Origin of the sequence: Corallococcus sp. CA041A (assembly GCF_003612075.1) — a bacterium.
GTDB classification, from domain to species: Bacteria; Myxococcota; Myxococcia; order Myxococcales; family Myxococcaceae; genus Corallococcus; species Corallococcus exiguus.
In genome coordinates, this window is the sequence record NZ_RAWF01000127.1 from 21,771 (window position 1) to 28,034 (window position 6,264).

A 6,264-nucleotide genomic window follows, 5' to 3' on the forward strand; every position below is an offset into this window, starting at 1 on the left:
ACAGGCTCCCCTTCTCCGTGGGCTTCCAGGCCCGCGGGCAGGGGGGCGCTCCCCTTCCGGGGATGGGACTGGCCCACGAGCGGGGAGCCGTCCTCGCGCGGCTTCGCGCGGCAGCAACTCCCATACTTCCCTCAAGTGTCTTTCATGAGGGGGTGGAGGAATGGCCGTGCGACAGGGCCACGAACGGACCTCGCTTGAGCGCCCGGCGTCAGAGGCTCCCTCATCCATCCAGGCCCTCGATGCCCTGGAGCGCATCTCGGACGCGGTCTTCGCGCTCGACCGCTCCTGGCGCTTCACCTACCTCAACTCGAGCAGCGAGTGGATGCTGCGCCGCCCGCGCGCGGAGCTCCTCGGGCGCGACGTGTGGGATGAGTTCCCCGAGGCGCGCGGCTCCTTGTTCGAGCAGGAGTACCGGCGGGCGCTCGCGGAGCAGGTCCATGTCGCGTTCGAGTCCTACTACGAACCCCTCGATGCCTGGCTGGACGTGCGGGCGTACCCCTCCTCGGGAGGCCTCACGGTCTGCTTCCGGGATGTCAGTCCCCGCAAGCGCGCCGAACATGCACTGCATGCGTCGGAGAAGTTCCTGCGCTCCACGCTCGACTCGCTGTCCACGCACATCGCCATCCTGGATGGACAGGGCACCATCATCGCCGTCAACGCCGCCTGGAGGCGCTTCGCGCGCGACAACGGCTGCGCGGACGGGGACAGCCGCTGCGGCGTGGGCGCGAACTACCTGGAGGTGACCGAGAACGCACGGGGCGAGTACGCCGAGGAAGCCGCCGCCGTGGCGCAAGGCATCCGCGACATCCTCGCGGGCCGCAGCGAGTCGTTCCTCCTGGACTACCCGTGCCACGAGCCTGGAGGCGGCAAGCGGCGCTGGTTCCTGCTGCGCGCCACGCGCTTCGTCGGGTCGGGCCCGCTGCGCGTGGTGATGGCCCACGAGGACATCACCGCCCGCTACGAAGCAGACGAGGCGCGCAACCGGCTGGTTCGGGAAGAGGCCGCCCGCGAGGAGGCGGAGGTCGCCCGCGAGCGGATGAACGCGGTGCTCGAGCGCATCACCGACGGCTTCGCCGCGTTCGACCGGGACGGGCGCTTCACCTATGTGAACCGGCCCGCGGAGACCCACTTCGGCCTCAAGCGCGAGGTGCTGCTGGGTCGGCGGCTGGAGGAGGTCTTCTCCAGCGACCACGGCTCGGCCATGGCGGCCCTGGTGCGCCGGGCGACGGCGGCGCAGCTCCCCGTGGAGGAGGAGCAACCCTCGCTCGTGGACAGCCGCTGGCTGCGCGTCGTGGCGTACCCGTCCCCGGAGGGGCTCTCCGTCTACTTCCGAGACATCACCGAAAAGCGGCGCGTCGAATTGTGGGGCCGATTCCTCTCCGACATGGGCGCCGCCAGCACGCGCTCGCTGGACTGCGGAGAGGTGGTCCGCACCGTGGTGACGCTCGCGGTGCCCACGCTCGCGGACGGCTGCGCCATCTCCACGCGCAGTGGCTGTCTGGATGAGGAGTCCTCCACCGAGGTCGCCGCCGTGACGCACGGACTGGCGGACGCGCTGCGAGCGGCATGCGCCCCTGGCGCCGAGACCGTGTTGGGGCGGACCGTGGCGCAGGCGCTGCGCACGGGGTCGGGGGGGCTCCTGCAGGGGCCCTCCGCGGACAGCCCCGGAGTGGAGTCCGCGGTGGCCGTGCCGCTGGCCCTCCAGGACCATTCCCTGGGCGTGCTGCTGCTGGTGTCCGCGCACCCTGGCCTGCGTTACGGGAAGGAGAGCCTTCCGCTCGTGGAGGAGCTGGCGCGGCGGACCGCGCTGGCGCTGGAGAACGCGCGGCTGTACCGCACCGCGAAGCAGGCCATCGCCGAGCGGGACGAGGCGCTGGGCATCGTCTCCCATGACCTGCGCGCGCCGCTGAACACCATCACCCTCCTGTCCCAATCCGCGGAGCGCAGCCTGGTCCGGACGCACCAGGAGGCCCATGCCACGGAGGCCCTGCGCAAGGTCCGCCTCGTGGTGGGCAACATGGAGGGGCTCATCGACGACCTGCTGGAGGTCGCGCGCGTGGAGTCGGGGCGCACGGTGCTGGACGTGGAGCCGCTGGACGTGCCCCGGCTGCTCCACCAGGTGCAGGCCTTGAACGAGCTGTTGGCGGCGGACAAGGCGCTGCGGCTCGAAGTGGAGTCCGAGCCGGACCTCCCCCAGGTGCGCGCGGACCGGGCACGCATGATGCGCGTCTTCCAGAACCTGGTGGGCAACGCCATCCGCTTCACCCCGGCCGGGGGCCACATCCTCCTGAAGGCCGAGCGCCGGGGGGACCATGTGTGCTTCCGAGTGAAGGACTCGGGGCCGGGCATCGACTCGCAGTCGATGCCCCACGTGTTCGACCGCTTCTGGCAGGCCATCCACACGCGCAAGGCGGGCGCCGGATTGGGGCTCGCCATCGTCAAGGGGCTGGTGGAGGCCCACGGCGGCCGCGTCTGGGTGGAGAGCCAGCCGGGCCACGGCGCCGCGTTCTTCTTCACGCTGCCCGGCATCCCGGCGGCCTCCGCGAGCCTCCCGCTCGGCGACGCAGCCAGCCCGTGAAGCCTGGCGCTGGCCTAGAATGAGGCCATGCACCCGCAGCCCGCTTTTCATCTGCCGCCGTGGCTCTTCTTCTTCATGTTCCCGGGGATGTTCGTGCTCGTCTCGTACGTCCTCGCCGCGATGGGAGGCTGGCGGCGGCTCGCGCGGGACTACCGTCTGGACAAGGGCGGAGGCTTTCCGTGCAGCTCCTTCGTCTCCGGCGAGGTGGGCGGGGTGTCGTACGGCAACTGCCTCACCCTGGGCGGCGACGCGCGAGGGCTCTACCTCGCGGTGTTCTTCCTCTTTCGCCTGGGCCACCCGCCGCTGTGCATTCCCTGGGCGGACGTCCATGACCGCGTTCGCGAGCGGCGATTGTTCCTCTTCTCCTGGGACACCTTCAGCGTGGGACCCGACCGGGTGAAGCTGCGCATCCCGAGCACCGCCACGGCACCGCTCGACGGCTACCTGCCCGCCGTCCTCCAGGCCTGATCATGTTCTCCACCGTCTCCGTCGATGGCGTCGTCCAGCGCTGGGAGGACCTGCGCCTGCACGACTTCTCCCAGGGCTTCTTCTTCGGCGCGGGCTTCTTCACCACGTTCCGCATCGACGCCGGGCAGCCGAGGTTCCTCGCACGGCACCTGTCCCGCCTGCGCGGAAGCCTGGACGCGTTCTCCACGGCGGTGCGCGCTCCGGCGCCCTCGCTCCTCCGCGAGGACGCCGTGCGGGAAGCCCTGCGCCGCTGTCTCACCGCGGATGCGGCGATGGGTCCCCGCTTCACCGGCGTGGGCAAGCTCGCGGTCAGCGACGGTCACGTGCTGTGCACCTTCCGTCCCCTCCCTGCGGAGCTCGAAGCCCTGCACCGGCAGGGCCGCGAACTGGAAGGCGTGGAGGCCGGGGCCTACCGGCGCGCGGAGCGCACGGTGAACCACAAGGGCCTGGCGTACTTCCGCCAGCACGCGCTGCTGCCGTGGATGCCCGTGCTCACCAACGAGGCAGCGGAGGTCTGCGAGCTGCCCACGGCCAACCTCTTCGTGCAGCTGGACGGCGCGCTCGTCACCCCGCCGCTGTCCGCGCCGTGCCTGCCGGGCATCGCGCGCGCGGTGCTGCTGGCCATGGCGTCCGTGGAGGGCCTGCCGGTGGTGGAGCGCGTGCTGCCGCTCGCGGACCTGTCGCGGGCGCAGGCGTGCTTCTACGGCAACGCGGTGGCGCTGGCCGTGGGCGTCCCGAGGCTGCTGGGCCGGGAGCTTCCCGACAGCCTCCGGCTCGCGGAGCGGGCCCGTGCCGCGCTCGAGGCCCGGGCCATTCGCGAGGGCTGAGTCCATGTCCCACCCGCGCCCCGGGAGTGCCGCGGGGCACAAGGCGCTTTCGTGGAGGCCGGGAGCCATTAACCTGGGGCGCATGTCCGCACCCTTCGTCTCCCGCGTCCCCTTTGAAGCGGTCCACCCGAAGACCCTGGCCGTGTACTGCTCGGACGGGCGCTTCACCGAGGCCGTGGAGGACCTGGCCCGGCACCTGGGCCACCCGCGCATCGACACGCTCACCCTTCCTGGAGGCCCCGCGCTCCTCAACCGCTGGGCGTCGGACTACCTGGAGAGCGAGGGCTTCACGAAGGCCGCCCGCTTCCTCATCGAAGGCCACCACATCGAGGACGTGCTGCTGCTGGCGCACGCGGGGTGCGGCTACTACCACGCGAAGCACAGCGCGCTGGGGCCGGACATCGCCGTGGAGCAGCAGCTGAAGGACCTGCACTTCGGCGCGAAGGAGCTCCAGACGGCGTACCCGCACCTGCGCATCCACCTCTATTACGTGCGCCCCCACGGGAAGACGATCGAGTTCGAGCCCATCCCCCGCGAGGGTTGAGCCCCGAAGCGACAGGCGTCCGCCGACCTGATACGGGGCCCCCCATGAAGCAGCAAGACGTAGGAAGGGCGCTCCTGGCGCTGTCCCTGGGTGGCTTCGGCATCGGGACGACCGAGTTCGCCACCATGGGCATCCTCCCGCAGATCGCGAGCGGGCTGGGGACGACGATTCCCCGGAGCGGGCATGTCATCGCCGCCTATGCGCTGGGCGTGGTCGTGGGAGCGCCGCTGGTCGCCATCGTGACCGCTCGGATGTCGCGCCGGGCGTTGCTGCTGCTGTTGATGGTGGCGTTCACCCTGGGCAACACGGCCTCGGCGCTGGCACCGACCCTCGACACGCTCGTCGTGGCCCGGTTCATGGCGGGCCTGCCGCACGGCGCCTACTTCGGGGTGGCCTCCGTCGTGGGAGCCGAGCTGTTGGGAGCCGGGCGCAAAGGGCGCGCGGTGGCGCTGATCATGGCCGGGCTCACCGTCGCCAACATCATCGGCGTCCCGGTGGCGACGTTCCTGGGGCAGCAGCTGGGATGGCGAAGCACGTTCCTGCTGGTCGGTGCCATCGGACTGGTGACGCTCGCGGCCCTGTGGCTGTGGGTGCCACACGTGGCGTCACTGGGAGGAAGCAGCATCCGTCAGGAGTTGTCCGCGCTGAAGCAGCCGCAGGTGTGGTGGACGTCGCTGGTGGGCGCGGTGGGCTTCGGAGGGCTGTTCGCGGTCTACAGCTACATCGCGCCGACGCTGACGTTCGCGTCGGGCCTGCCCGAGTCGGCGCTGCCGTGGGTGCTCGCCCTCTTTGGCGTGGGCATGACGATGGGGGCGATGCTGGGAGGCCGTCTGACGGACCATTCGGTGTCGCTCGCGATGTGGGTGGGGTTTGGCGCGACGACGCTGGTGATGGCCCTGTTCGCGCTCACGGCGACGTCGCCCTGGGCGGCGGTCCCGCTCGTGTTCCTCATCGGCATCTCGGCGCAGTTCCTCGCGCCCGCGGTGCAGGTGCGGCTCATGGAGGCTTCGCCCGGTGCGCCCTCGCTGGCCGCGTCGATGTCGCACTCCGCCCTGAACATCGCCAACGCCGCGGGAGCATGGCTGGGCGGCGTGGTCATCGCGGCCGGGTATGGATACCTCGCGCCGGCCTGGGCCGCCGTCGCGCTCACGCTGGTCGGAGCTGGGATCTTCGCGGTCTCGAACCGTGTCGGCGGCCGTCCCGCGCCGGCACAAGTCGAGCACGCGTAGCCATCCGAGGCAGCACGGCAGTCGCGAGGACAGCAGCGCTCAGCGCGTCCCGTCCTCACGGGATGCCGCGTTCTGGAGCCCACGTCGAAGCGCGTCCAGCAGCGACGGCGGGTCACCCACGCGGAAGGCCTGGAGCCCCGCGTCGAAGTCCGCGCGAGCGCCCGTGACATCGCCACGCTGAAGCCTGAGCACGCCCCGCTCGTGCAGCAGTTCGGGATCCACCGCGTCACCGACCTGGGACGCGAGTGCTTCGGTGAGGTCCGCTTCCGCGGAATCCATCCGCCCCGCGCGGGTGCGACTCCGGGCCCGCTGCTGGAGCAGCCACGGATTGCCCCGGTCCTCCGCCAGGGCCGCCGTCCAGTCCGCCTCCGCCTCCGTCAGCCGCCCCAGCACTTCGAGCGACTCCGCGCGCTTCATGTGCAGCACCAGCGCCTTGCGGAACCCCGCGGCCTCCACCTGCGCGAACTCCTCCACCGCCTCCGCGTGCCTGCCCAGCCGAGCGAGCGTGAGCGCCCGGTGGTAGCGCGTGGCCACGTGGCCCGGCGCCAGCTCCAGCACGCGGTCGAACCAGGGCAGCGCCTCCGCCGGCTGGCCACCCCACACCCCCAGCGTCAGCCC

General features: G+C 71.5%; 6 protein-coding genes. 5 read left to right on the plus strand and 1 reads right to left on the minus strand.

The annotated features are described in order from the left end of the window. The first annotated feature begins 160 nt into the window (after positions 1-160). The 5 genes from D7V77_RS22610 (at position 161) to D7V77_RS22630 (ending at position 5,646) form a co-directional block, all read left to right on the plus strand. Positions 161-2,578, plus strand: a complete 2,418-nt coding sequence (locus D7V77_RS22610; RefSeq protein WP_120578366.1) for a PAS domain-containing protein — start codon at positions 161-163, stop codon at positions 2,576-2,578. Positions 2,579-2,605: 27 nt separating this feature from the next. Beyond that, positions 2,606-3,046, plus strand: coding sequence for a hypothetical protein (locus D7V77_RS22615; RefSeq protein WP_120578367.1), 441 nt, complete (start codon positions 2,606-2,608; stop codon positions 3,044-3,046). A gap of 2 nt (positions 3,047-3,048) precedes the next feature. After that, complete coding sequence (locus D7V77_RS22620; RefSeq protein WP_120578368.1) at positions 3,049-3,873, plus strand: aminotransferase class IV; 825 nt, start codon at positions 3,049-3,051, stop codon at positions 3,871-3,873. 82 nt (positions 3,874-3,955) lie between these two features. After that, on the plus strand, positions 3,956-4,417 hold the full coding sequence (locus D7V77_RS22625) for a carbonic anhydrase (RefSeq protein WP_120578369.1): 462 nt from the start codon (positions 3,956-3,958) through the stop codon (positions 4,415-4,417). A gap of 44 nt (positions 4,418-4,461) precedes the next feature. Further along, positions 4,462-5,646, plus strand: coding sequence for an MFS transporter (locus tag D7V77_RS22630; RefSeq protein ID WP_120578370.1), 1,185 nt, complete (start codon positions 4,462-4,464; stop codon positions 5,644-5,646). Between the two features lie 39 nt (positions 5,647-5,685). Here D7V77_RS22630 and D7V77_RS22635 read toward each other — a convergent pair. Further along, the coding region (locus tag D7V77_RS22635; protein ID WP_120578371.1) for a tetratricopeptide repeat protein at positions 5,686-6,264 on the minus strand (579 nt) is incomplete at its 5' end.

Excerpts from the sequence above, each read along its gene's own strand:
- D7V77_RS22630 (WP_120578370.1), top strand. The coding sequence starts at position 4,462 with ATGAAGCAGCAAGACGTAGGAAGGGCGCTCCTGGCGCTGTCCCTGGGT.
- D7V77_RS22610 (WP_120578366.1), top strand. The coding sequence starts at position 161 with ATGGCCGTGCGACAGGGCCACGAACGGACCTCGCTTGAGCGCCCGGCG.
- D7V77_RS22615 (WP_120578367.1), top strand. The coding sequence starts at position 2,606 with ATGCACCCGCAGCCCGCTTTTCATCTGCCGCCGTGGCTCTTCTTCTTC.
- D7V77_RS22625 (WP_120578369.1), top strand. The coding sequence starts at position 3,956 with ATGTCCGCACCCTTCGTCTCCCGCGTCCCCTTTGAAGCGGTCCACCCG.
- D7V77_RS22620 (WP_120578368.1), top strand. The coding sequence starts at position 3,049 with ATGTTCTCCACCGTCTCCGTCGATGGCGTCGTCCAGCGCTGGGAGGAC.